Source organism: Pseudomonas sp. Arb-4-2C, assembly GCF_055755015.1.
This window is the reverse complement of sequence record NZ_CM146899.1, coordinates 1,513,971-1,535,498: the sequence shown is the minus strand read 5'-3', so window position 1 is coordinate 1,535,498 and position 21,528 is coordinate 1,513,971. Positions and strand designations below refer to the sequence as shown.

The following is a 21,528-nucleotide window of genomic DNA, read 5'->3' as shown; positions in this document are numbered from 1 at the left end:
TTACACGTGGGGGAATAAAAAACGCCCCGTCAGTGCGGGGCGTTCAGGTGGTTTGTTCGGTCAGCCAGATCGGTGCTGTCGGTCGGTGTTCCGCGAGCGGGAATTCCTCCCCTTGCGGCCAGTCACGCAACTGCCGGCGGTAAGCCTGCAGCTCTGCGTACTGCTCAGTCGTGATCGAAGTCACACCGCCGTCCTCGATCTCGTCGCGGTGCCGTGAGACCAGCGCATCCGTGGGGAGCAATTGGGCATCACGCCAGATACGTTCGACCGCCTCAAGCGCCTCAGCAGTCGGTGCAAGCCCCGCTGCCAAGACTGGAAACCCCTTGCTATCGGGCACAATGCGCCCGCCTCGGGTTTGCCCTTCAAGCAGCGCCGCCTGTTCTTCTTCGGTGATCTGGACCGCGTCCGCCGGAATCGGCGCCTCGTTCTCATCACTGAAAAAGCCGGGAGTCTTTGCGCTATAGAAAATCGTCATTCAACGCCCCTTCACATTCCAGAAAAATGAAGCGGGGAAACTCGAAAGATTCCTCACTGTGATGCTGTTTCTCGTCCACGCACGCGCTTGAAGCGCCGGCACGCGGCCAACAGCCTCATCGTTGGAAAAGTTGGCAAACGTCAGGTTCAGGCACGTCGGCGGGTCAACAAAAGCGACCGGCAACATGATCTCGACATTGGTGTTGGCTGCAAGGCTGAGGTAAGTGCCCCATTGCTCGATATCGCCGCCTGGGCCTTTTTTCCAAGACGTTCCCGAGAACGAGCAAGCAAACTCCGCTGAATACTTCAGCGCTGCGACTCCTTCCTCAAACACGTAGTTGGTGTCCCCGCACGCGATCACACCGTTAGAGGATGGCGGGATAGTGATGCTGTTCAGGTTCTTGGCCAGCGCCACAATCACATCCGCGCCCTGTCGAGACACCACGACATCGCCGGTCCCAATATTCTGAATGTAGAACTTAGAGCCGCTAGGGCTTGCACTCAACAACGGCAGCGTCAGGGTTGCGGGTCCAGTGACGACAATGCGACGCCCCGACATTGACGGCGTCAGTGCGGCCGCCGGAGCGCTGATTGTCGTTTGGCCGCTAAAGTTACCCAGCGCCCGCTGTACAAACGCGGCGTTGACCGCCAATGAGCTGGTATCGAATTGGCCCGGCGTCGGTACGGTTGGCGTACCCAAAAAAGCCGGAGAGTTCAGGGGGGCAAACCCATAAGTGACGTTCTGGAAGGTCAGCGCTGTGGTGCCGAGAACAATCGAGCCATCAGTGATCAACTGCCAGCGCGTATCAGCCAGAGTCGTCCCCTGCTCGACTGACACCAACAGGGCCGATGTCACTTCCGCACTGCTGTCAGCGTCAGCTGCTCTCGCCCATGCACCCGCTGCTGCGATGTACAGTCCGTTGTCCTTGGCGGCGATCTGATTTTTCACCAGCACCCGATCACCGACTGCCAATACAACACCATCTAGCGTCTGCAGGCCCGCCAGTGCGATGTTGGCCGTGGTGGCTGCCCGCACCGACTGTTTGTTGTCGAGTTTGTATAGCTCTTCCATGATCCGCTGATCAACATATTCCCGGGTAGCCAGCACGACAGCCGGGTCAATCCTGAGCGTGATGTTCCCGGTACTAGACACCACAAAGTTCATCCGAACCACCTGCGTGCGGCCCGAGCCTTGCGACAGCAACGGCTTGAAACTTGGCGCACAGTTTGCGACGGCGACCAGATCGCCATCCGCGTCGTACAGGCCTATTTCGCGGATCCACTTGCCGCCCTCATCGGCCGGAATGATCTGCTCGGCGATGATCACTGCCGGGTTGACCGGATCAACTCGAAGCTGATTCAGAGGCTTGCGGCGCCACTCGTTGAGTAGCTTGGTCTGGCTGGCCGACGGAATGGGATTGGCCGGAGCGGCGACACCTGCCGGGTTGCCATCCCCAATCCCCATGTCGGTGATTTTCCAGGCAATGCCGAGCGCATCGGCATTCGCCTGTTTGGCCATCCCCACATTTGTGAGGATCGCAAAAAACTGCGAATTCGCATCAATCATAATAAACGTCCAGGGTGTCTATGGTGTGTTCGCGGCCGACCACGCCAAAGCTGCCAGTGACTTCGATGTCACGCATGACTGGCGGGTAAACATCGATGACATCGCCTTCGTAAAGGGACACTCCGATATTCAGATTGCCTTGGGTCTCGAGGCTGATCGCCAACCCGGTAAGGTGCCGGCTTACGGGTTTGGCGTCGTCGATCAGGCGTTCAAGTTCGAGATACATTTCCTCGGTGATGCCGGTGTCCAGCACCCCCACCTTCAGCGCGAAGGTGCCCGGCACGCCTTGCGGCACGGTGTTGAACCATTCGACGATCTCGATCAGGTAGCCCAGCGGCTCGACCACTCGACGCAAGGCGCCGATGGTGCCCTTGTGCTTGTGGATGAAGAACGACGCCTTGATGGCAGCACGCTTGACCGACTCCGACCACGAAGGATCCCAGCGGTCGACCGACCAGGCCCAGGCCAGATGCGGCAGCAGGTGCACCGGACAGGTGTCAGGGTTGTACAAGGTGCGCAACGGAATCAACGTGTTTTCGGCGAACGTCGCCTCGATACCCCGTTCCAGGGGAGTGCTGTTGAGTGGCAAAAGACTGCGCATATCAACCTCCCAGCACGACGGTATAACCGGTGCAGTACGCTGCCTGCGCCTTGGTCGGCTTCAGATCCAGCCAGTCCTTGAGCTCCACGCGGGCCACACCGGCAATGTGCAACTGCGCATCGACACCAGAGCGCGCCACCTCGACACCCAAACGGCGGCGCGGATTGATCCAGGCCTCAAGCCGCTTGATCGCCTCGGCCAGCGCGGCGTCGTTTTCCGGGCCTGCCCCTTTCATATGCAGAACGGCGTCGACGCGGTAGCGCAGGATCTGCGCACCACGCACCGTGACGCGGTCCCCCACTGGGCGCACGTCGTCGTCATTCACCGCCGTGGCGACCAGCTTCAACAGTTCAGGACTGGCTGTGCCGTCACCTTCGAGACCCAACACCGTGACATCCACACAGGCCGGTGATGGGCTTTCAGCCGTGGCATCAGCCACCAGCGCCGAGGCGTTGCGCGCGTGCAGGATGTAGCTGTTGCGCGGGCCTGCGGTGGTCAATCCCTCATAGGCCAATTGCACACGCTCGCGCAGTGCGTCATGCGACTCCATCACCGCCTCGACCGGTGGCACCGCCAGCGGGTCGGCTGGCTGAATCACCAAGCGCTTGAGATTGACGTTGGCCGCGAGGTGGTCCAGATCGGCGCCCGTGGCATAGGCCAGAAGTTGCGACTTGGCGGCGTCATTGACCCGTGCCCGGTTGCCAAGCTTGATGTAGCTGCCGACCTCCAGCAACTTGGTCACCGGATCACTCTCCAGCGAGGCCGTCCAGTTACCTCCCATGTGGCCGCGAAACACGTCGAGTGCTTCGCCATACACCTCTTCAAAATCTAGCGGTTCCAGCACGTCCGGTGCCGGCAGCTCCGACAGATCCACTAGGGTACTCATACCCACACCTCCAACGTGCCGCGCACACCGAGGTATTCGCCGCTGACTTGTATGTTGATCTTGCCGCCCAGCACGGACAGCACCCGCACCCGTTCCAGCTTCAACCGTGGCTCCCACCGCCCCAGCGCCCGGGCGGCTTCAGCCTGCACGGCGCTTTTCCAGCCCTCGTTAACAGGCAGGTTGACCATGCGCCGCAGCTTGCTGCCGTACTCCGGACGTTCACGGCGGCTCACCAATGGCGTGCCGAGGATGTCACCGACGGACTGGCGTAAATGCTCAATGCCGGAGATGGGTTGCCCGGTGTGGCGATCCATTCCGATCATCGGGTTTACTCCTTGAGTTGCTCGAACTCGGCATGGGCTTTGAGGGTTTTCAGCGCCACATCGTCGGCGCTATCGACCGTGACTTTGTTTTTCGCCACGGCGAGCGTGCGGCCGTCCGGCAGGATGATCGTGCGCGAGGTGTAGAGCGTGTCGCGAAAGGTCACCGAAGAGGGCAGCACCACTGGGCTGACTAGGGAAGACTCAGATGCAGTTGAATCATCTTGATGTTTGGCCATGGGAACTCCAGGCATGAAAAAGCCCGAACGCGGCGGGCTGAATAAAAAGTTGAGTTAGTGCTTGTGATGATTGTCACTTTGGCCGGCGGCCAGAATATCGGCATCGCTGGTAATGCTTTGAGTAGCGTGCAGCGGGCCGTCGATGTTGACCGGCCCTTTGATGTTCACGGCGCCCTCCAGATCGATCGTTCCCGACTTCACGCTGACAGCGTTGTCGGTGACTTCGGCCAGTGTTGAACCGACCTTGATGGTGACCGTACCGCTCGGCAAAGTGATGGTGTAACTGTTGGCCTGCCAGTCGTAGACCAGAGATCCGCCATCGTCGAAACGCCAGGCTTCGACGTGATCGCGATTGTCCGGCGGCGCGCCGCCATTACCATAAAGGCCGGGAATGAATGTCCCCTGTGCTACCTCGCCGCTGGCACTGATCAGCGTGCCCTGCTCGTTGAGGCTAGGCGCCCGCCAGTGCCGCGCCTTGCCGGCGGCGATGCTGTGCCAGCGTACCCAGCCACTGACCCATTCCCCGTCGGACACCCGGCACACCGGTGGTGAGGAGGTCAGATCTACCGCGACCACGTAACAGTCCTTGACCAGGCCGGCGAGCATGCGGTCATGCTGGGCGCTGACATAGCCGCCGCTCATGCCAGATTCTCCGGTGCAAAATATTTGTCCCGGTTGGCCGGCCCAGCATCCGGATCAACGCCAAACAGCAGGGTGCCCGGTGGCTGATCTGGCCACGGCCATTGTGCTTCGCCAAGGTAGATCTGCTGCGTCCATTCCACGACCCAGACTGTGTAGCCGTCCAGCTCGGGCTTGGTCCAGTCCGGCATAGCCTGAACAAACTCGGCCGGTTCGACCTCGATACCCCAGGACTGCATCCGAAGTAACACAGCCAATTGCCCGACGATAAACACTGCTTGCTGATGGTGATCGGGCTGGATCGGGTCGGTAATCACCCGCGCTTCGAACTTGCACGACAGGCCCGTCTCACCGGTTCCCGGGTCGATGCCTGGCTCCATCTCTGCCAGTTCGACCAGCACCGCTGGCAGTGGAATACTGCTTTCGATGATGGGCCAAGTCGCGACGATCTGAAGGTCCGGCAAATGATCCTGAATGCGCCGCTCAATGGCTTGATACAACTGCTCAAGACTGAACGGCTCGTCGACTTCATCCGTCACGTCATTTCCCCTTCAAGTGCTTCTGCACTTCAAAATTGAGTTCCTGCTGCAGGACATGCACCAACTGTTCGTCAGCCTTGCGAATCCAGCTTTCGAAGTGTGGTCGTGCCTGCTCCAGCGATACCTTGGCTTTCGCCAGAGGAAAACGGCTGCCGTGTTCGGCGATCCAACCTGAACTGGCACCGCCCGCCCCACTGACCTCACTGTCGGGGTAGTCATTGGCGTCGAAATGCTTACTGGCCGTTCGGATCCAGACGTCTGCGCTGTTGCCGTAAACCTTCTTGAAGAACGCCCCCTGAAAGCGGCGCCCCGCCACTGACACACCGGACCGACTCTGCCGGGGCCGGCCGATGCGGCTCGCCTCCATGGCGTTGAGGCCGAACCACAATTTGCCGCTGTTTGCTCCACCGCTGACCGGGTAGGCCCGCAGCCGCTGCCGAACAGCAGCGACTGCAATCCGTTCCTGTCTGCCGACAGCGCGGGCAATGTGTGTGGCAAGCCAGCGCAGGGTTTTGTTGATGGCTCGGCGCTGGGCGTTGGCCGCTGCTTTTGGCACTACGGCGGCAAAGTCCTGAAAGGCTTTCAGGTCTACCGCCGATGTCTGCAACGAGATCATCCCGCCGCCAGCCGAGGGCTTGAAGTGACTGCCAACGCTCATGCTTTAGGCCTCAATAGCAATGCTACCCAGCCGGTGCCGTCTGGCTCCAGTTTGACCAGGTCGTACTGGCCTCCCCCGTCTTGCCTCGCAAGATCAACAACCACCAGCTGTCCCGGCTCTATACCTGCAGCATCGACGACGCGAATCTCAAATTGCGGCTCGCGCAATGCGGTGTTGATTCGCCCCATGCGCGGCTGCAACCAAGGCGCAGAAAAGAAACCGGCGATCTCTCGACCGCCGACCGTTGCCATATCGCCCAAGCCATCCAGAACCAAGGCATCCATGGCATCGCTCAATTCGCGAAAGCCCATCACTCACCTCCGCTGTCTTCGTCCTCATCAGCAACGGCTGACTGTTGGCGCAGCAGTTCTTGTGCTCGCGGATCCTTGAGCGGGGCGATACGCCCCTCAGCGAGTAACGCTTCCTCGATTTCTTTATTCGGCGGACTGTATGGCTCGCCCTTTACGACAACGACGCGACCATCCTGCACGCAACCATCGATCACCAGAAATTCGGCTTTCTTGGCCATGTCACACCACCTTGGCGTAGATGAAGGCATCCGGTTCGAGCAGGCCAGCCAATGCTGCACTCTGGAGCTTCAGCCAACGAGCGCTTGGTTCTTGGGTCACCCAGCTTTTCGGAAAGCGCGCCGCTTCAACCAAGCCGCTTTCCACGGCTTCCAGATCCTGGATCGCGCCATACAACATGGCGTTGCGCGTCGAGGTGGAACCCAGAATCAGGCCGCCGGCCGGAATCATCGGCTGTTCTTCTTCGTCGTCATCCAGGTACCACTCGTCATAGCTATAAAGGTCGACGCCGGGGTCATTCAGATAACCGAGATAGGTCACACCGTCGGGCAGTTCCTCGGGCTTGATCAGGCCCATATCGACGCGGCGAGTGTTGAGCTGCTTCATCACCGTCGCATTCGACTGGAAGGCATCCAGTGCTTCACCGCTCATGGCGACGGTGTTGGCTGTACGTCCAGAGTCCTTGGCGATTTTGCGTTTCCAGCCACGCAGATTGGCAATAGGGTCACCGTCAGAACTGTTCCATTGCCCGCTGCCCAGGCTGATCTTGTGATCACTGGACATCAGGAAGTCGATGGTGTCGTCCACGCCTTCGCCGATCACGCGGACTTTGCCGGTGGTGAGGGCTTGAGCACACATCCACTCCTCACGGCGTACGATTTCATCGTCCAAGTCGCGCAGATCCTTGCCGAGCAACTGCCCTGCCCGCTCCAATGGAGTACGCGAAGAAAACGGGTTGTCACCAGCCGAACGCTTGAGTACCAACTCGGCAGTGGTTTCGCGCTTGGGTTGGATGTAAGGCGGGGTGTAGTTGCTGGTGGTGTAACCCTCACGCAACGACACACTGCCAGGCAGACGCGGGTGAACAAAGGGAGCCATTTTTCGCTTGCCCTTGATAATGTCGATGTCGACCGTTTTGGTCGGGAACGTCACTGGGCTGCCACCGTTGAAAAACGTGTTCAGCAAAAAACGGCGCGCAGTCGGCATCTGCTCAACCGCTTCGAGCATGGTGCGGGTATCAAAAATATCCATTTAGAACTCCGAATTAACGAACGAACAGGCTCAGGGCACGTAGCGCGGCTTTCGCCTGCGCCAAGGTGAAGCCCTCGCCGAGAGTGAGTTGGCTGGCCTGCACTTCGCCGGTCAGGCGGATAGGCGCGATCTGCGCGCCTTTGGTCGAATCGGTGGCCTGATCGAGGATTGCCAGTGGCGTCTCGGAACCATCAGTTGCTGCCGCTTTGGCCAGGACAAACTCACCACTGGTTTTGACCTGACCGAGGACGGCGCCACGGTTGAGCTTTTGTCCGGAAGCAATCACGACGGTATCGATGATCACCGGAAAGGCGCCCGCCGACAGTTGGTCGGGGACGTAGGTTTGGCGTTCAGGATTACTCATGAGGATCTCCAATCAGCGGCGCGAGGCGCCTTCAACAATGGCGTTCACAACTGCTTTACGTTCACCCTGAGCCGCATCGCCCGTCGGATTAGATGTCGACGCGCCGGTGGCATCAGCCTTGATCGCACTCAGTGAAATACCGCGATCCTGCGCCGCCTTAAACAGCTGCAGAGCGGTGGCCTCAACCGAGGTGCCGGCATCGATGGCGGCGGCGATCTCGGTCTCGAAACCCTTGCTGGCCATGGCGTTGATACCGGTGATGCGCTGTCGCTCGGCGGTAGCACCCTCCTCACGGCTTTGGGTGCGAACACTCTCAAGATCCGGTTGACCGGCTTGAGCGATCTCGATGGTTTGCGGATCCGTGCCGGCGGCCAGCGCCTCACGCAACTCCGCCGTGCTGCTGACGGTGGTCATGTTGTATTTCCTCGGTTGGGTTGCGGCCGGTTTGGCCAGTTCTGTAATCAATGTTTCGAGTGAGCCAAGGCGGTGCGCCAAGCCGGACTCAACGGCGGCGGTGCCCACGCGCAAACCGCCGAAGTCGCCCATCTCGGGAACGCGCTCAGGATCCACGCCCAGGTTGCGGGCCACCTTGGCCACGAACACGTCGCCCATGGCGTTGACCGTCTCGCCGACCTTGGCCCGACCTTCTTCGGTGGCCAGATCCACTCGCTTGTTGGGCGCGTTGCGACTGACGATCTGGTAGCGCTTGCGACCGTTGGCTTCTTCACCGCCGACGACAGCCTCGACGACTACACCGATGCTGCCAGCGAGTGCGGTTTCGTCGATAACGATCTCGCTGGCCGCTGAAGCAATCCAATAAGCCGCGCTGGCACCAGTGCCGCCGATGTAGGCGACAATGCGTTTACGATCACGGGCAGAATGGATCTGGTCTGCCAGCTCGTTGATGCCAGCCGCTACGCCGCCAGGGCTGTCAATGTTCAGGATGATTGCACTGACCTTGGGATCATCCAGCGCCGTTTGTAGGTCGGTGGCTAACACCTGAGTGCTCGTCGCGCCGCTGATCTCCGTGAAGAGATTGGCGTAACGAAACACCGGGCCGACCACCGGAATGATGGCCACGCCATTGCGCACACTGACGGTGCGGCTGTTATCCAGCCGCATGCCGGTGCGGGTTTCCAGCGCTGCCGGATCGCCCATCCGATCTGCAATGGTCAGCAGGTTGTCCAGGGCGCCAGGCAGCATCAGCCAAGGCTGCGATGCAGCCAGCTCAAATGCGCGGGGCATGGTTATTCCTCGTTGGGATTATTAGGCGGTGGAGTTTCCTGCTCGCGTCCTTTGGGCAGGACATGCAGGCCATCCTTGCGGCGTTGCTCGACCTCGCGGACACGCTGTCGGTACACCTGCTGCCACGGTTCGCCGGTCATTGCGGCTGTTTCCAGCGTTTCATTGCTGACGCCGATTTCAATGCGCTTGCCGGCGGCGTTGGCCTCCTTCAGTTCATCAATAGCGCCACGGGCCGGACCGATCCAGATCGCTTGGCAGTACGCTTTGCGTTTGGCCGGATCAGCGTAGCCCGGCAATTTGATCAGCCCCCTTGCCACCGCTTCATCAATCAGCAGTTCTCGACTGGGCTGACAGAAGTCACAGATCAGCCACCAACGACGCAGGCTGTAGAACCGCCACGCCTGCAACATGGCGGCGCGGGCAGCGCTATAGCTGCTGCTGTAATGCAGCAAAAGCTCTTCCATTGGCTGTTCGAGCGCGGCGCCGATTTCCTTGACGACGGCGGTAAAGAACGGATCGAATTGCGCGTTGGGCCGCGCTGGGTTGGCGATCACTGGCTCTTCACCTTGGCCCAAATCGACAATGGCGCCCTCGCCCAAGGCCAACTCACCATCGCCGGTGGTGTCGCCTCCAACGCCGTCACCTTCGTTGGCCAGCGCCGTCAGCGGCAGATTGCCCACCTGAAAGTCATTGGTCTTTTTGATGAACACGGTGAACATCGCCGAGATCACTGCCGCCATCAGTTCGGCACTGCTGTAGCGCTCCAGCTTCTGCAGCGGCTCCAGCACCGGAGCCAAATAGGGCGCGCCACGCTTTTGTCCTGGCCGCTCCTTGTCCGCCATGACGTGCATCACACGGCGCCGGCCAGTGGCCTCTCCGAAGGCCGGCAAACGTTCCCACTTAAGCGCTTGGCCGGCGGTGTATTCGTTCTGGTAGCCGCTGCAGACGTGATAGGCCAACGGCGCACCGAGCCGGTCAAACTCGACTCCGTCCACCAGGTTGACGCCATCCAGTTGCCCAGCCGGGTTGCACACGCGATCCGATTCGATCAATTGCAGCCGGGTACTGAACACACAGCCAGGACGCTCATCGTCGGGACTGGCCACCAATACATCACCGCCTACCATCGACGATATCAACACCAGTGCCTGCAGCTGATAGTGATTGAGCGAGGCCTCAGCGTCACATTCCCGAGGGTCATCGGCATACAACGACCACAAACGATCAAGTTGGGCGTTGATTGCATCGGCCTGCAGCTCGTCGAGGCCAAGCGCGTCATGGTCGATCTGTGCGCGGCAAACCAGTCCGGTGCCAACGACGTTGGTACGCAAGCGAGTGATGGCTGCACGGGCGATCAGGTGATTGCGCATGGCATCCCGCGAACGAGCCACCAGCATTCGCCGCTCATTGTGATCGAGGTCCCGACGCGGGCTACCAAGACCGGGTATCCAGCTGGCCATGCTACGAAGCACCCGGGAGGCACCGCGCCACCGAGTCTCAACACCGCCACCGCCGCCTTGAGCGACGATAGGTCGGGCGTCGTTTGCCGATTTGGCGAGCTTGATCGCCTCACGCATCAGCAACTCGGCCGGGTCTTTTCGAAAAAATCCCATAGTCAGATCTTCATGTAGGAGATGCGGTTACGGCCGCGTCCCTGTTGTTGGGCCTGTTCCAGCGCGACCTCCTTCGCGTATTGCTGCTCTAGCAGGCGAAGGCTGTTCAGCTCGGCGCGATACAGTTCGCGATCCGCACGACGCAAGCGCTGGCCTTTCTTCAGGACGTCAGAGATCGCCGCCCGGACTTCCGCGAGGCGCTGTTGTGCGTCTGTCATGTTTGTTTTCCTAGTAGCCTGCGCGACTGCGGGTGCCCCGTCCACGAGCGACGGCTCGGCGCGGTACCGGTGCGACCGGTTGTTCGGTGGTGAACAGAGTTGGCTGTAGCAGTTGCTGCTCCAGCTGATCCCATTCGTGATCGCGCAGCAGGTGAGTTTTCAGACTGCGCGCCGCATGCAAGGCGTACACCTCGCAGTCGAGCGCTTCGTTGCGCCGTCCGGCCTTTTTCTGCCAAACCATCTTGCTGGGGTTGCGTGGGTGCGGCGCCAGGACTTCGTTGGTGAGCTGCTCGTAGTAGTCAGAGCGGATCTCGCTGTACCAGTGCATTCGGCCAGGCCCTGCGCCTTTCAGCCGAAGTCGGCCTTCGATCAGGGTCTTGGCTTTGTGCGTGCCAACGATGTGGACCCTCAGCCCGTATTTGGCAGCCTTGGTGTTGTCTTGCGAGGTGTCCACCGATTGCGACGGCTTGGTAAAAATCTCCTTGTCGCGGCTGTCCACGGAAGCACCTTTGATCGCCATGACGTTGTAGCGTTGACGATCACGCACATACGCATAAACCGCATCGCTGGTATTACCGTCAGAGCTGTCAATGCTGACCGCCGACACTGCCAGTTGGGCGCCGCTTGCGATGGGAATCGGTCTGGAGATGACCCTGTCCAGCTCTTGCCAGACAGCGTCATGCGGATCGATGGGGTTGCCGTGCAGCTCGCCCCAATACAGACGCCATGACTCTTCACCCCGCCCCCATCCAGTGATCACTAGCGCCAAGCGGTCGCCTTGCACGTCGACGCCGACGGTGACCAAGAGCACACCTTGGGGCGCGGTAAGTTCCGCGTAGGGTTCGGCGCGCTTCTCCAGTTCGTCAGTCTTCGGAGCATCGCTCTGGTATTCGTAGCTTTCGCCTTTGGAGCTGTTGACGAAGGCGATCATCGGGCCGATGTTGCCCTGCGCCGCCGCGTGCTCAGCCTGGAGTTTCTTTTCCATCAGCACCTCAAAGCGAGATCCCCAAAACGTTGCGTAGAGCTCGTTGAGGATGTAGCCCGCGATACCGCGAAACTCTGCTGTAGCTGACCAGCGCCCATGCTTGAGGTTGGCGTTTTTCTGGTTATCGTCCCAGATCCCGCCGCAGTGCGGGCAAGAGTAGAAAGTCTTTTCCGGACGCTTCTTGCCGTACACCTCGTGCTGGTACTCAGGATCCTCATCGCAGTGCAGGTTGTCGAAGCTCAGAGCGTGCTCTTGTCCGCACTCGTGACAGGGCACCAAGCCAACACGCTTGTCTGATAGCTCCAACTCCGCATCGATGGCCGATAGACCTTTGATGGTCGGTGTGCCGCCGATGATGATTTTCGAACGACGAAAGGTTTTGAGTCGCTCCTTCGCCAGCTTGATGCTATCGCCCTGCCCGCGCAGGTTGAGGTTGCAGTCGTCCGGTTCCTCAATGGCCACACGTGGCACTGGCGTGGACTTCACGCTCGCCGGGCTGTTGGAGCCAACCATTTTCAGGAAGCCACCAGGAAAGCGCTTGAAGTCCTGCCTTTGTTGAAGCTTGCGGCTGCGCAGGTCGACTTTCTTGCGCAGCCGTGGCGTGGCTTCAATCATTGGTTCGAGCTTTTCGCCGACGTACTGTTTGGCCGCTTCGGCTTTGGGAAACAACACCAGAATCGGTGACGGGTCAATGTCGATCCATTTGCCCAGGGCATTTCCCAAAACGCCAGACGTCCAGGCCACCTGTGCCGACTTGCGGCCGACAATCTCGCTGACGGCTGGATCGTCCAAAGCTTCCAATGGCCCACCGGGCCAGATCAGGTGGGGCGTCACGTCAAAGCGATATTTGCCGGGGCGTGCCGCTTCTTCCGGTGCGAGCCAGCGGTACTTGTCCGCCCACTCGATAATGCTCATGCGGGGCGGCGGTGCCCACTTGCGGCAGGCGCCGCGCAGCGCTTTAGTCGCCGTCTTCCTCAAGGCCCTCCGAATCGTCCGGTTCGTCAGAATATCCATCTGACGGGGCATCATCCTTGTCATAGTCAGAAAGCCTCCTCAGGATGGCTTCAATAGGGTCGCGAATGAGCTGCTCGTCAACTTCCACGTCGTAGCGCGCCGACAATTCGGCGGCTAACGCGTCCGGAAAGGAATTGAGCAGCTCCACTTTGGCAGCGGTGATCATGGCTTCGAAACGCTCAACCAGATCAGCCGCAATCACAACCTCGCCCAGATCCTTGGCCATCGCGAGTTCTTCGCGGTCGGCACGGATCCGGTCGAGCCGGTCGCGTGAAGATTCTTTTTTGCCGTTGAGTGCGGCCTGGTGCATCAGCCACTGAATGACGGCTTCGGTGTCGTATTGGTTTTCGTTGCCCCGACCGAGGCCGAACTCGGTCACAGGCATGCCGTCGTTCTGCCATCGGGTCAGGGTGCGTTCATCACGGCCGACGATCTCGCTTAAGTCGGCCTTGCTAACTGACCTGCCCATATCTATCCCTTTAAAAAGACGGACATCCCTGCCAAATTCTCAGCTGCAGAGATCCCGCGAGTTCGCTAACCCGTGTAGGGGGCGGCCCTCAGGGAGGACCCGGAAAAATGGCGCCCCCGCCCGGCCGCCGACCTAGCTGCGGTCGGTCGATGCCGACTCCGAAACGCCCAACCGCTTCGCAGCCCATCGTTCGTACAACCCGATGGCTACATCCGCACCGGCCATCGCCGTGAGGCACCCCAAGGCGCCCGCCGTCCAGATCGTCATGCCGGCGGCGATCATCAACATCATCGCTGACACCCCGCAGACAATGCAGGCACCGGATCGAAGTGCGAGGCGGCGCAACAATGCCCAGCCCCGCGCCCCATCCTTGTCAGCCCGCCACATCTCCCCCGATACGCCGCCGACCAGGGCCAGGACGATCACTAACCAGATCGGCATCTCTGCCAGCGCTTGTTGCTCGTTTGTCATCGCCAACCCCTAAACGCAAAAACCCGGCGCAATGGCCGGGTTTGGTGGTGTGGTGCCTGCCGCTCTCTGCGGTCGCACCTATCGAAGATGACTACTTTTTACAGGTCGATTCCGGTGGCAGCAACCCTGTTTTAATGCCACCCGGTGAATAAGTGGGTAACGCAGGGTGAACGCCTAGCGAATGTCGGCGAATACACCACCACGGCATTCTGTTGTTACGGTGCTGTCCCATACGTCCCACTTTTCATAATCGAAGTGGGACGCCTGAGAGCGCCTAAATGCGGGGCTTCGCCCCACTGTCCTACTTATCTTTCTGCTTTCTCGTGTATAGGAAGAAAATTAAAGAACACGCGTTCGCGCGTAAGCGCGTGCTGATGCCCGCTATGCACACATGGGCGGGAGGGAGTCGCAAGCGGGACGGTGGGACAGCCCAGCAACGACAAGGCCCGCACCTGTCCCACTGCATCAAAACGCAGCGAGACAAGACGGGCCAGTGGGACAGCAACAGCGGGAGCAATGCCTGGGGTCACGCAGCCAGCCCCATCATCACGCCGAAGATCTGCAGATGCGCCTCATGCAAACGCTGGTAGTACGTGTCGCGGCCACAACCGCAGTGGGCATACCGCAAGCGCATATCCACATCGAGCATGCAGTAATGCTCACGCACCACCGTCACCAGCTCCGGCGCGAGGTGCTTGGTCACGATCAGCTCGATGTCCAGCGAACTTTCAAGCGGCGCACGGAAGGCCCGCCGCCCCCTGATCAGTTGCCCATTGCTCTCCATCATCATCGCAACCATGTTCCCCCCAGCAAGCCCCCCTTTCGAATTTTCGGAGTGCAGCTCCTGCGCCCACAACCGAAGCAGCGAATCGATCTCCTTAATCAAAGCAAGGCTCCTCAAACGCTTCACGCTGCAACGCCGAAGCACCGCCCCACCCTGCCGGTTTCTTATAAGCCCAAGGCCGCTGTCCACTCTTCACCAATGCAGGCAACCGCACGCGCCGCCAACCCAACCGATGCATGATCGCGCCGACGCGCATCTGCTCAGGTTTGCCCCAATGCCCAAAGTCCAACTTAAGCGCATTTGCCAGCACCTCGCTCCCGGTGGTCGTCTCACCGATCTGCGACTCTTCCAGCCAGGTCAGAATCGGCCCTTCCCATTCATCCACCACAAAGCGCTCGTCCTGTTCCTCGCCGAACATAGCCGCCTCATCCAGCGTCACCCACCAGAGGTCACCCGCGTCATAGCAGAACACCGCCTCGGCCCACAGCTGATCGCGCATCGAACGCAACAGATCCAGATCCACCTTGGTACACGCCACCGGCCAGTACCGCCGGTTGCCGGTGGCGTCCTTCAGATACTCGTCTTGGTTGGTCGTACCCACGAAAACACACTGGCGTGGCACGTCCATCGTTCTGCGGCCGTAGCTCTCGCGATAAGTGTCAGTAGACGCCGAAAAGAACTGCTTAGCCTTGGTGCTCTCGGCCTTGTTGAAGCTATCCAGTTCCCCCAGCTCGACGATCCACTTACCGCGGATCGCCTGAAACCCGTCCTTGTCGCCAAGGGCGAACGGCGTATCCATAAACCACTCACCGCCGAGAATGCTCATCGCGGTAGATTTACCAGCACCCTGCGCACCTTCGAGAATCATCACCGAGTCAGCTTTGCAACCCGGCTTCATCACCCGCGCCACGGCCGACAACATCCAGCGCTTGCCAACCTTCGACGAGTAGTCGGTGGCCTTAACTCCCATGACATCGGTAAGCCAACTTTCCAGCCGGGGCACCTGATCCCACTGCAGCTTGCGCAAGTACTGGCGCACCGGATGAAATGCATGGTCATGCGCAACCACGCTCACAGCCTCAATCACATGCGAGGCCTTGACCCGCAAGTTGTACTGCTGCGCGAGCCACTTCATCACCCGCACATCATCAATGTCCGCCCAATCACCCGTGCCGCCGCCATAAGGCGCCGCACGCAGCTTCACGATCTTCGAACTGAACGCGCTGTAGCTGATCACGCCGGCCCAACGCTCATCGTTGGCCAGGATCAACTCGACGTTTTGCATGTGCGCAATCAACGCGCCGCTTTCACTGCGGGCCAGCATGTCCTTCCAGCCACCAGCGGCCGGCGGCTTGACCACCGCCAACACCTGACGACGCACCGCTTCCAACCCTTCCGCGACATGCAGGTCGTTGAAGTCGGTCCACTTGGCTTCCCGCTCTCCGGAAAAGATCGGCGCGACCACCTGGCCACCGACAATCAGCGCCGCGTTGTTCGCTTTCTCTTCACCGGGGTTCCACGCATCGCCATTCGGCTTCGTGGTCTTCCAGTCATCATCTCGGCAGATGATCAGCGGGCAACCAGCAAAGCGCTCGCGCATGGCCTTGCAAACCACCAGCAAATTGCCCGCATCAAACGCAACGGCCACGGTCAGTGACGTGGCCATATGCAGGCTTGCGCCGGTCGCGTAGCCCTCGCATACCAATACAGGCTCGCCCGGATCCGGGTGCGGTCCGATCAGATGGAAAGCGCCCTCTTTCGACATGCCATAAGGCCAATAGGACTTGTCGCGACCGGTGTCCTCTTGCTTGGTGGGGAACACCACCTGCAGGCCGACAATCTCGTCGCGCACGTTGCTCATTGGTACCAAAAACGCCCCGGTGCGCGGCGCATACCGAACCCCGAAGCCGACAATCTGCTTTCGATCCAGATAGTCGCTACGGCCCTTTTCCGGCATGCGTTTGAACATCCCCGCCGCCCGATTCGCCGCACGACGTGCCGCATTGGCCGAGATCTCGGCAGCCCGACGCTTTGCCTCTTCCTGCCGAGCGCGCATGACCTCACGTTCTTCCGGCGACATCCGCCCGGCCTTCACCTTGATCTTTTGCGACTCACCCGAACGCCAATCACCGAACGCTCCGAAAATCAGCGTCTCGCCTTTCTCCGTGCGCTGCTCGTGAACGACATACCAGCCGTTCTTTTCCTTCCCTTTGTCCTGCGCGGTCTTACACCGTGTCAGCTTGCCGAACACCAGCGGCTGCGCAGGTTCAAGCCCGTAATCGGCGAATTGCCCCAATACCTCATCGAGCATGGTGTGCCCCCTTCAATTCCACGAGAGAAAGGCACCCAACGCACTGTGTGCAACCGGGCTGCGCCAAACGACGAGCCTCAGGGATCGGGTCATCACACGTTTCGCAGAACAGAAACGAATGCGCCACCAAGGCAGGCTTGGTGGCGTTGCGTGCAGCGAGCGCCTGATCGATACGCTCCTGCACCAGGTCATTTGCGAAGTCAGCAATGTCAGCCACGATCAACACCCCGCGTCGTCTGGTTGACATACGTGGCGCGGTTGAACAACCCCAACAGCCCCTGAATCCCACGGAACACCTGCAGGCGAATCGCGGCGAGTTCCTCATCGGAAACCACCCCGTCGCCAATGCTCTTGGCCCAGGTATCCGCCAGATCCGCCACTTGCCGGAAGTACTCGGCAATCCCGGTGGTCAGCGTCTCGGGCATGTCGTTGGTGTACGCCTCAGCCAACTCCTGCCAAGTCGTGTCACCGACCAATGCATGCACCGCATCCAGAATGCGGCGATCCTTCGTCAGCTCCAGAATCTCGCCGAACTCTTGAATGTTCACTGTGTGGCTGGGATGGGTTGGGGACAGCTTGTGCTGCAGCGTGGTCGCATTACGGCCGGTGGTGGCGGCGATGGCGGCGGCGCCACCGGGGTAGTCCCGGGCAGCATGGTAAAGCGCGAGATCGAGTGGCAAAACTTGCCGCTGCGCCCGCTCAACGGAGCTCAGAATGATACGGCTCATGGCATTAATCCTTGTAAGTTGCCAGTGCCGCGCGACATGCAGTGGTGATACATTTGCCGCGTGGCTTGAAAGGGCCCAAACGCCGGCTAGATCTTAGGGATCGATACCGGCACCGTGCCGGGGCGAGCAATCCGTTGCTCACCCCTGGCGCAACAGCTGCCCAATCTGTGGTGGAAAAGGCAGCAACACCAAGGCTTCCATGCCTTGGAAAAGCGCGATAAAGAGAGGTGGTTGCATGTGGTGTGCCCGCCTTCCTTTATCGCGACCCGACAGCGCTGTGGTGGTGCGTGCCGGGAGGAACTGGGCGACCTCTGGGTCGCCTTTTTTCTTACTATTCTGCTGTACTAAGCGGATGTTTCTCAGTAACGCCGAAGTGTTCTAAGACCTCCGCGAGCGAGACATCACCTTCACTTTCACGAGCCAATGACTTGATCAAGGAAACGCTTGGATCTTTGCTTGCATATTTGACGTGAAGGCGAAGGTAGCTGATAGCGATGCCGCAACGTGCGGCGTAAGCCGTGAGTTCTTCGGAATCCAAGCTATTTATGTATTGACGTAGATTCATGCAATTTACCCTCCGAGCACCAAATTAACCTTTAAGGTTATTTTTTGCAATACCCACAAGGGAATTCACCCGCAAGGTTAATCAAGCCAGAATCAAAGGATGAAAATTTCCGATACTCGTTTACAGAATTTCCGAAGAGTCATGGCTGAGCAGAAGCTCCGCTTAACTGACATTGCCGAATTGTTGGGCAAAGCTCCGGCGCAGGTCAGCGCATTTGGCGGAAAAAACCCGACTAAAGGGATTGGCGATCAGATCGCTCGAGAAATTGAGAAAGCACTCCACCTGCACGATGGATATCTTGATATGCCGTACGGCATAGGCGAATTTAACAACGCTACGATCCTAAGTCACACTGGCCGTAAGCTACCGGTTATCGGGTCAATTGCCGCAGGTGCATGGTGTGAAATGCACGGGAATTTTGACCCTCGGAATGCTGAAGAGTGGATTGATGCACCTGGCCCCGTTGGCCCGAGAGCTTTCATACTTCGTGTTGAAGGTATAAGCATGGAGCCAAAATTTATGGAAGGTGACAAGATAGTCATCGATCCTTCCTTGGATGCTCTACCTGGCCATTTTGTCGCAGCCAAAAGAACACGAGACGAAGCAGCCACACTTAAACAACTGAAGCAAGAGGGGAGCGAGAAATATTTATTTGCCCTAAATCCGGACTGGCCAGATCGTATTATTCGAATGACGGAAGAGTGGATTATATGTGGTCGCGCCCGCTGGAAAATTACAGACCTTTAAAAAAATAATAACTCACGCCAGACTTATTCATCCTGGCCTCGAAGGGTTAACTTATTAAGTTTTGCGATCGCATCAAGGGTCGCTCTCACTTCTTTATAATCCTTTTCGGTCTTCATCTGCGAAAATCTTGAGCGAATATTAGAGACTTCTGCTTGCGAAACATAAGGTGTAACTATATTTATATCCGCATTGAAGCTGCGCCAAACCAGCAACGACTGATTGGTAGCGCTGACCATAACCCAGCCTCCAATGAATGTTACAATCGCGACTATCCATGAGAAAAAACCTAATATACGAAACGTTCTTTTTGCAGATGCATATAAAGAAGGCACCATTTTAGGAGTACGATTTTTTCGTTTTATCCGCAATGCTGCCATTTCAGCTGCAACCCGTTGTGGATCATCGCCGTAAAGCTTCTGTATTTCATCGATCCTTGCCGCTATTTCATCGTCCCTCGCAATATCTCTTAGCAGCGCGCGACTCTTGAACGATTGCTCCACGTTAAATATAACGAATAATGTTGTAACAACTGAAACAACAATCACCATGATAGACATTGAAGGCAATGTTGATGGATCCAGTGCGGCATTGCTGAATGTATAGTCTTTTGCGCGTTGCGAACCGAACGTAAAAAGATCAAATAGTATTTGAGAGAAAAAACCAAATCCGGGCTTAACCACCGCGTCATAAATTGCGGAACACACAATACCAATTAATAAGACACCCACGATAGTTAATGGGGCTTTAGCCTTAAACATCCTTAACAGCTTATCCATTTCCCACCTTTTTATTGATACCGCAACCATCAGATCGCATTTTCTGCGTCAACACGTTACGTCTCGTATACCCGATTGTCCATTGAAAATGGCGCTATGCCATCTACCTACCGAGAAAAAATCACCTAGAAAGTAAAAAAAGCTTGAAAAGTTAACCATAAAGGTTAATTTTGCCTAACTCTTCCACCACAGAGCGAGGCAAAACCATGCACACCACAGCAACCCTGCACGTCCTCCCGGCCGCTGCTGATCCATTCCGAATCTTCGAAATCCGCCGCTTGGCCCGCGAGAGTGGCTGTTCGTTTGTCACCACCAAACCGAAGCAGCAAGCGCCCACTTCTCCTACCCCATTTGATCCCAACGGCGGAGGGCACGCGGCATGATGAAGTTCAAAATCGACAACCGTACACTGCAGTTACTCAACGCCCAAGTGAACCTGAGCGAGACGTTCAACCACGTCCTCCGGACAGCGCCTAAGCGTGAGTGCCTAGCGTTCCGCCTCAAGGTCGAACGCGGCGCAACGGAGAGCACCTTCGTCGTTGAGCTGGGCAGCGAACGCCACACGCTGACCCTGGAGAACGATAAGAAGACACACCTCAAGCTAGCCGACTTCATCGAAGAGATCGCCAACGGCCCCTTCGACGCGAGCAACACCAGCGACCTGATGCACCGCTCGCACGCCAGCCGCGAATATGGCCGTTTCGAGGTCTCGGACAAACAACGCGTATTCGAACTGGTCCGCACTGGCGGCGTGCTGAGCCTCGACATGGGCTTCGACTACCCCCTACACGTTGCGCTGCACCGCACCCAATCGCGCTCGGGCGTCACCACCATCCTGAGCATCGGCAACACAAGCCCGCACACCCGGTGCTTCACCGTATACGGCAGCGATGTCGAGATCTACGGCAAGGTCACCGAGTCCATCAACCACCTCGCTTCAGCGGCCACCCCAGCCGCCCATGCGGCATGAGGGGGACGCCATGGAACGCACCCTCGCCCAGGCCGCTACCCAACTCGGCCTTACCCGGCCCAAGCTCATCGCTCGCATGCGGGAAAAAGGCTTGCTCACAGAGCGGAACCTGCCGGCCTACCCCAACCGTGACCGTGACTACCTGCGGATCAAGGACGGCCAGTGGTACCACGACCAGCTCGGCATGCAGTACAGCCAGTCGACCAAGGTGAAACAACCTGGCATCCGCTGGCTGGCCGAACAGTTGGGCATCGACCTACCTGCCATACCGGCAGACAACCGTGACGTGGCCTAGGGAATACGCCCGCCAGATCATCGCCATGCGGACACGAGAGGAGCGCAACGCCGCGCTCCTTGAAGTGCCCGAACATCTGCGCGAGCTGACCAAACGGCACTGCCTGAATGCCTGGAATCACCCGGGCAGAAAAGAACGCAAGGAGGCCCAACTAAGCCATGAGTAACACAGCACAAAACCCGCTCCGCCTGCACCCGGCCCCGGAGTCAGCCACCGTCGAATTGCTCTATCGCATCTTCGGCGACGTCCTGATCCCGCTGGACAAAGTGCGCGAGCAGTACTTCCGCAACCTCAACGAGCAATCGTTCGTGGCCGAGATCAGCAGCGGCCGCATCCAACTTCCCATCACCACGCTGGACACCAGCCGCAAGGCACCGAAGTACGCCCACATCCGGCACGTCGCCTCACTGATCGACATCCGCGCCTACAAGGCCGACGAAGACATGCAGCGACAGCAGGACGACACCAACGAGTAACACCGACTAACCAAA

29 protein-coding genes are annotated in these 21,528 nt (G+C 58.8%); 4 read left to right on the top strand and 25 right to left on the bottom strand.

Annotation, left to right across the window (positions count from 1 at the left end; genetic code table 11):
* Positions 1 to 43: 43 nt before the first annotated feature.
* From AC0J41_RS07050 to AC0J41_RS06935, 24 genes are all read right to left on the bottom strand, one after another.
* Entirely contained in the window at positions 44 to 475 is a 432-nt protein-coding gene (locus AC0J41_RS07050) for a tail fiber assembly protein (RefSeq protein ID WP_473014972.1), read from the bottom strand.
* Entirely contained in the window at positions 476 to 2,041 is a 1,566-nt protein-coding gene (locus tag AC0J41_RS07045) for a phage tail protein (RefSeq protein WP_473014971.1), read from the bottom strand.
* Positions 2,034 to 2,642 (bottom strand): phage tail protein I, encoded by a 609-nt coding sequence (locus AC0J41_RS07040; RefSeq protein ID WP_473014969.1) that lies wholly within the window; start codon positions 2,640 to 2,642, stop codon positions 2,034 to 2,036. Before AC0J41_RS07040 ends, AC0J41_RS07045 begins: the two co-directional genes overlap by 8 nt.
* A gap of 1 nt (position 2,643) precedes the next feature.
* Entirely contained in the window at positions 2,644 to 3,528 is an 885-nt protein-coding gene (locus tag AC0J41_RS07035) for a baseplate assembly protein (protein ID WP_473014968.1), read from the bottom strand.
* Positions 3,525 to 3,851: a GPW/gp25 family protein gene (locus AC0J41_RS07030; RefSeq protein WP_473014967.1), complete on the bottom strand. Its 327-nt coding sequence runs from the start codon at positions 3,849 to 3,851 to the stop codon at positions 3,525 to 3,527. The genes AC0J41_RS07035 and AC0J41_RS07030 overlap by 4 nt, the downstream gene beginning before the upstream one ends.
* A 5-nt stretch (positions 3,852 to 3,856) precedes the next feature.
* Positions 3,857 to 4,087 (bottom strand): hypothetical protein, encoded by a 231-nt coding sequence (locus AC0J41_RS07025; protein ID WP_473014966.1) that lies wholly within the window; start codon positions 4,085 to 4,087, stop codon positions 3,857 to 3,859.
* Between the two features lie 54 nt (positions 4,088 to 4,141).
* A complete protein-coding gene (locus tag AC0J41_RS07020) occupies positions 4,142 to 4,729 on the bottom strand; it encodes a phage baseplate assembly protein V (RefSeq protein WP_473014965.1) in 588 nt (195 codons plus the stop codon).
* The gene (locus AC0J41_RS07015) at positions 4,726 to 5,265 is read right to left on the bottom strand and encodes a hypothetical protein (protein WP_473014964.1); all 540 of its coding nucleotides are present in this window, start codon (positions 5,263 to 5,265) and stop codon (positions 4,726 to 4,728) included. Before AC0J41_RS07015 ends, AC0J41_RS07020 begins: the two co-directional genes overlap by 4 nt.
* A gap of 1 nt (position 5,266) precedes the next feature.
* A complete protein-coding gene (locus tag AC0J41_RS07010) occupies positions 5,267 to 5,923 on the bottom strand; it encodes a hypothetical protein (RefSeq protein WP_473014963.1) in 657 nt (218 codons plus the stop codon).
* The gene (locus AC0J41_RS07005) at positions 5,920 to 6,234 is read right to left on the bottom strand and encodes a head-tail joining protein (RefSeq protein ID WP_473014962.1); all 315 of its coding nucleotides are present in this window, start codon (positions 6,232 to 6,234) and stop codon (positions 5,920 to 5,922) included. Before AC0J41_RS07005 ends, AC0J41_RS07010 begins: the two co-directional genes overlap by 4 nt.
* Complete coding sequence (locus tag AC0J41_RS07000) at positions 6,234 to 6,452, bottom strand: hypothetical protein (RefSeq protein ID WP_473014961.1); 219 nt, start codon at positions 6,450 to 6,452, stop codon at positions 6,234 to 6,236. The genes AC0J41_RS07005 and AC0J41_RS07000 overlap by 1 nt, the downstream gene beginning before the upstream one ends.
* Before the next feature lies 1 nt (position 6,453).
* Entirely contained in the window at positions 6,454 to 7,482 is a 1,029-nt protein-coding gene (locus tag AC0J41_RS06995; protein ID WP_463389537.1) for a major capsid protein, read from the bottom strand.
* A 13-nt stretch (positions 7,483 to 7,495) separates the two neighbouring features.
* Entirely contained in the window at positions 7,496 to 7,846 is a 351-nt protein-coding gene (locus tag AC0J41_RS06990; protein WP_473014960.1) for a head decoration protein, read from the bottom strand.
* A gap of 12 nt (positions 7,847 to 7,858) precedes the next feature.
* On the bottom strand, positions 7,859 to 9,091 hold the full coding sequence (locus AC0J41_RS06985; RefSeq protein ID WP_473014959.1) for a S49 family peptidase: 1,233 nt from the start codon (positions 9,089 to 9,091) through the stop codon (positions 7,859 to 7,861).
* A 2-nt stretch (positions 9,092 to 9,093) separates the two neighbouring features.
* Positions 9,094 to 10,704, bottom strand: coding sequence for a phage portal protein (locus AC0J41_RS06980; protein WP_473014958.1), 1,611 nt, complete (start codon positions 10,702 to 10,704; stop codon positions 9,094 to 9,096).
* A gap of 2 nt (positions 10,705 to 10,706) precedes the next feature.
* Entirely contained in the window at positions 10,707 to 10,922 is a 216-nt protein-coding gene (locus AC0J41_RS06975) for a hypothetical protein (protein ID WP_083366729.1), read from the bottom strand.
* A gap of 10 nt (positions 10,923 to 10,932) precedes the next feature.
* Positions 10,933 to 12,945 (bottom strand): phage terminase large subunit family protein, encoded by a 2,013-nt coding sequence (locus AC0J41_RS06970; RefSeq protein WP_473014957.1) that lies wholly within the window; start codon positions 12,943 to 12,945, stop codon positions 10,933 to 10,935.
* Positions 12,866 to 13,390, bottom strand: coding sequence for a terminase small subunit (locus AC0J41_RS06965; protein WP_085701143.1), 525 nt, complete (start codon positions 13,388 to 13,390; stop codon positions 12,866 to 12,868). Before AC0J41_RS06965 ends, AC0J41_RS06970 begins: the two co-directional genes overlap by 80 nt.
* A 132-nt stretch (positions 13,391 to 13,522) precedes the next feature.
* Positions 13,523 to 13,861 carry a phage holin family protein gene (locus tag AC0J41_RS06960; protein ID WP_085701142.1) on the bottom strand — a complete coding sequence of 113 codons (339 nt, stop codon included), beginning with the start codon at positions 13,859 to 13,861 and terminating at the stop codon, positions 13,523 to 13,525.
* Positions 13,862 to 14,387: 526 nt separating this feature from the next.
* On the bottom strand, positions 14,388 to 14,747 hold the full coding sequence (locus AC0J41_RS06955) for a PA0613 family protein (protein ID WP_473014956.1): 360 nt from the start codon (positions 14,745 to 14,747) through the stop codon (positions 14,388 to 14,390).
* Positions 14,740 to 16,956, bottom strand: a complete 2,217-nt coding sequence (locus AC0J41_RS06950) for a VapE domain-containing protein (RefSeq protein ID WP_473014955.1) — start codon at positions 16,954 to 16,956, stop codon at positions 14,740 to 14,742. The genes AC0J41_RS06955 and AC0J41_RS06950 overlap by 8 nt, the downstream gene beginning before the upstream one ends.
* Positions 16,946 to 17,173 carry a TraR/DksA family transcriptional regulator gene (locus AC0J41_RS06945; protein ID WP_098968436.1) on the bottom strand — a complete coding sequence of 76 codons (228 nt, stop codon included), beginning with the start codon at positions 17,171 to 17,173 and terminating at the stop codon, positions 16,946 to 16,948. The genes AC0J41_RS06950 and AC0J41_RS06945 overlap by 11 nt, the downstream gene beginning before the upstream one ends.
* Positions 17,166 to 17,684 carry a phage regulatory CII family protein gene (locus AC0J41_RS06940; RefSeq protein WP_473014954.1) on the bottom strand — a complete coding sequence of 173 codons (519 nt, stop codon included), beginning with the start codon at positions 17,682 to 17,684 and terminating at the stop codon, positions 17,166 to 17,168. The genes AC0J41_RS06945 and AC0J41_RS06940 overlap by 8 nt, the downstream gene beginning before the upstream one ends.
* A gap of 331 nt (positions 17,685 to 18,015) precedes the next feature.
* Positions 18,016 to 18,249 (bottom strand): hypothetical protein, encoded by a 234-nt coding sequence (locus AC0J41_RS06935; protein WP_473014953.1) that lies wholly within the window; start codon positions 18,247 to 18,249, stop codon positions 18,016 to 18,018.
* A 99-nt stretch (positions 18,250 to 18,348) separates the two neighbouring features.
* Between AC0J41_RS06935 and AC0J41_RS06930 the strand changes: the two genes are divergently transcribed.
* Positions 18,349 to 18,996, top strand: coding sequence for a LexA family protein (locus tag AC0J41_RS06930; RefSeq protein WP_473014952.1), 648 nt, complete (start codon positions 18,349 to 18,351; stop codon positions 18,994 to 18,996).
* Between the two features lie 23 nt (positions 18,997 to 19,019).
* Here the strand turns inward: AC0J41_RS06930 and AC0J41_RS06925 are convergent, their stop codons facing one another.
* Positions 19,020 to 19,772: a hypothetical protein gene (locus AC0J41_RS06925; RefSeq protein WP_473014951.1), complete on the bottom strand. Its 753-nt coding sequence runs from the start codon at positions 19,770 to 19,772 to the stop codon at positions 19,020 to 19,022.
* A gap of 379 nt (positions 19,773 to 20,151) precedes the next feature.
* Between AC0J41_RS06925 and AC0J41_RS06920 the strand changes: the two genes are divergently transcribed.
* The 3 genes from AC0J41_RS06920 (at position 20,152) to AC0J41_RS06910 (ending at position 21,513) form a co-directional block, all read left to right on the top strand.
* Positions 20,152 to 20,742: a hypothetical protein gene (locus AC0J41_RS06920; protein WP_473014950.1), complete on the top strand. Its 591-nt coding sequence runs from the start codon at positions 20,152 to 20,154 to the stop codon at positions 20,740 to 20,742.
* 10 nt (positions 20,743 to 20,752) lie between these two features.
* Positions 20,753 to 21,037 (top strand): phage antirepressor KilAC domain-containing protein, encoded by a 285-nt coding sequence (locus tag AC0J41_RS06915; RefSeq protein ID WP_103520660.1) that lies wholly within the window; start codon positions 20,753 to 20,755, stop codon positions 21,035 to 21,037.
* A gap of 158 nt (positions 21,038 to 21,195) precedes the next feature.
* Positions 21,196 to 21,513 (top strand): pyocin activator PrtN family protein, encoded by a 318-nt coding sequence (locus tag AC0J41_RS06910; protein ID WP_083366740.1) that lies wholly within the window; start codon positions 21,196 to 21,198, stop codon positions 21,511 to 21,513.
* The last annotated feature ends 15 nt before the right edge of the window (positions 21,514 to 21,528 follow it).

Excerpts from the sequence above, each read along its gene's own strand:
- AC0J41_RS07050 (WP_473014972.1), bottom strand. The coding sequence starts at position 475 with ATGACGATTTTCTATAGCGCAAAGACTCCCGGCTTTTTCAGTGATGAG.
- AC0J41_RS07045 (WP_473014971.1), bottom strand. The coding sequence starts at position 2,041 with ATGATTGATGCGAATTCGCAGTTTTTTGCGATCCTCACAAATGTGGGG.
- AC0J41_RS07040 (WP_473014969.1), bottom strand. The coding sequence starts at position 2,642 with ATGCGCAGTCTTTTGCCACTCAACAGCACTCCCCTGGAACGGGGTATC.
- AC0J41_RS07035 (WP_473014968.1), bottom strand. The coding sequence starts at position 3,528 with ATGAGTACCCTAGTGGATCTGTCGGAGCTGCCGGCACCGGACGTGCTG.
- AC0J41_RS07030 (WP_473014967.1), bottom strand. The coding sequence starts at position 3,851 with ATGATCGGAATGGATCGCCACACCGGGCAACCCATCTCCGGCATTGAG.
- AC0J41_RS07025 (WP_473014966.1), bottom strand. The coding sequence starts at position 4,087 with ATGGCCAAACATCAAGATGATTCAACTGCATCTGAGTCTTCCCTAGTC.
- AC0J41_RS07020 (WP_473014965.1), bottom strand. The coding sequence starts at position 4,729 with ATGAGCGGCGGCTATGTCAGCGCCCAGCATGACCGCATGCTCGCCGGC.
- AC0J41_RS07010 (WP_473014963.1), bottom strand. The coding sequence starts at position 5,923 with ATGAGCGTTGGCAGTCACTTCAAGCCCTCGGCTGGCGGCGGGATGATC.
- AC0J41_RS07005 (WP_473014962.1), bottom strand. The coding sequence starts at position 6,234 with ATGGGCTTTCGCGAATTGAGCGATGCCATGGATGCCTTGGTTCTGGAT.
- AC0J41_RS07000 (WP_473014961.1), bottom strand. The coding sequence starts at position 6,452 with ATGGCCAAGAAAGCCGAATTTCTGGTGATCGATGGTTGCGTGCAGGAT.
- AC0J41_RS06995 (WP_463389537.1), bottom strand. The coding sequence starts at position 7,482 with ATGGATATTTTTGATACCCGCACCATGCTCGAAGCGGTTGAGCAGATG.
- AC0J41_RS06990 (WP_473014960.1), bottom strand. The coding sequence starts at position 7,846 with ATGAGTAATCCTGAACGCCAAACCTACGTCCCCGACCAACTGTCGGCG.
- AC0J41_RS06985 (WP_473014959.1), bottom strand. The coding sequence starts at position 9,091 with ATGCCCCGCGCATTTGAGCTGGCTGCATCGCAGCCTTGGCTGATGCTG.
- AC0J41_RS06980 (WP_473014958.1), bottom strand. The coding sequence starts at position 10,704 with ATGGGATTTTTTCGAAAAGACCCGGCCGAGTTGCTGATGCGTGAGGCG.
- AC0J41_RS06975 (WP_083366729.1), bottom strand. The coding sequence starts at position 10,922 with ATGACAGACGCACAACAGCGCCTCGCGGAAGTCCGGGCGGCGATCTCT.
- AC0J41_RS06970 (WP_473014957.1), bottom strand. The coding sequence starts at position 12,945 with ATGACAAGGATGATGCCCCGTCAGATGGATATTCTGACGAACCGGACG.
- AC0J41_RS06965 (WP_085701143.1), bottom strand. The coding sequence starts at position 13,390 with ATGGGCAGGTCAGTTAGCAAGGCCGACTTAAGCGAGATCGTCGGCCGT.
- AC0J41_RS06960 (WP_085701142.1), bottom strand. The coding sequence starts at position 13,861 with ATGACAAACGAGCAACAAGCGCTGGCAGAGATGCCGATCTGGTTAGTG.
- AC0J41_RS06950 (WP_473014955.1), bottom strand. The coding sequence starts at position 16,956 with ATGCTCGATGAGGTATTGGGGCAATTCGCCGATTACGGGCTTGAACCT.
- AC0J41_RS06940 (WP_473014954.1), bottom strand. The coding sequence starts at position 17,684 with ATGAGCCGTATCATTCTGAGCTCCGTTGAGCGGGCGCAGCGGCAAGTT.
- AC0J41_RS06935 (WP_473014953.1), bottom strand. The coding sequence starts at position 18,249 with ATGAATCTACGTCAATACATAAATAGCTTGGATTCCGAAGAACTCACG.
- AC0J41_RS06930 (WP_473014952.1), top strand. The coding sequence starts at position 18,349 with ATGAAAATTTCCGATACTCGTTTACAGAATTTCCGAAGAGTCATGGCT.
- AC0J41_RS06925 (WP_473014951.1), bottom strand. The coding sequence starts at position 19,772 with ATGGATAAGCTGTTAAGGATGTTTAAGGCTAAAGCCCCATTAACTATC.
- AC0J41_RS06920 (WP_473014950.1), top strand. The coding sequence starts at position 20,152 with ATGATGAAGTTCAAAATCGACAACCGTACACTGCAGTTACTCAACGCC.
- AC0J41_RS06915 (WP_103520660.1), top strand. The coding sequence starts at position 20,753 with ATGGAACGCACCCTCGCCCAGGCCGCTACCCAACTCGGCCTTACCCGG.
- AC0J41_RS06910 (WP_083366740.1), top strand. The coding sequence starts at position 21,196 with ATGAGTAACACAGCACAAAACCCGCTCCGCCTGCACCCGGCCCCGGAG.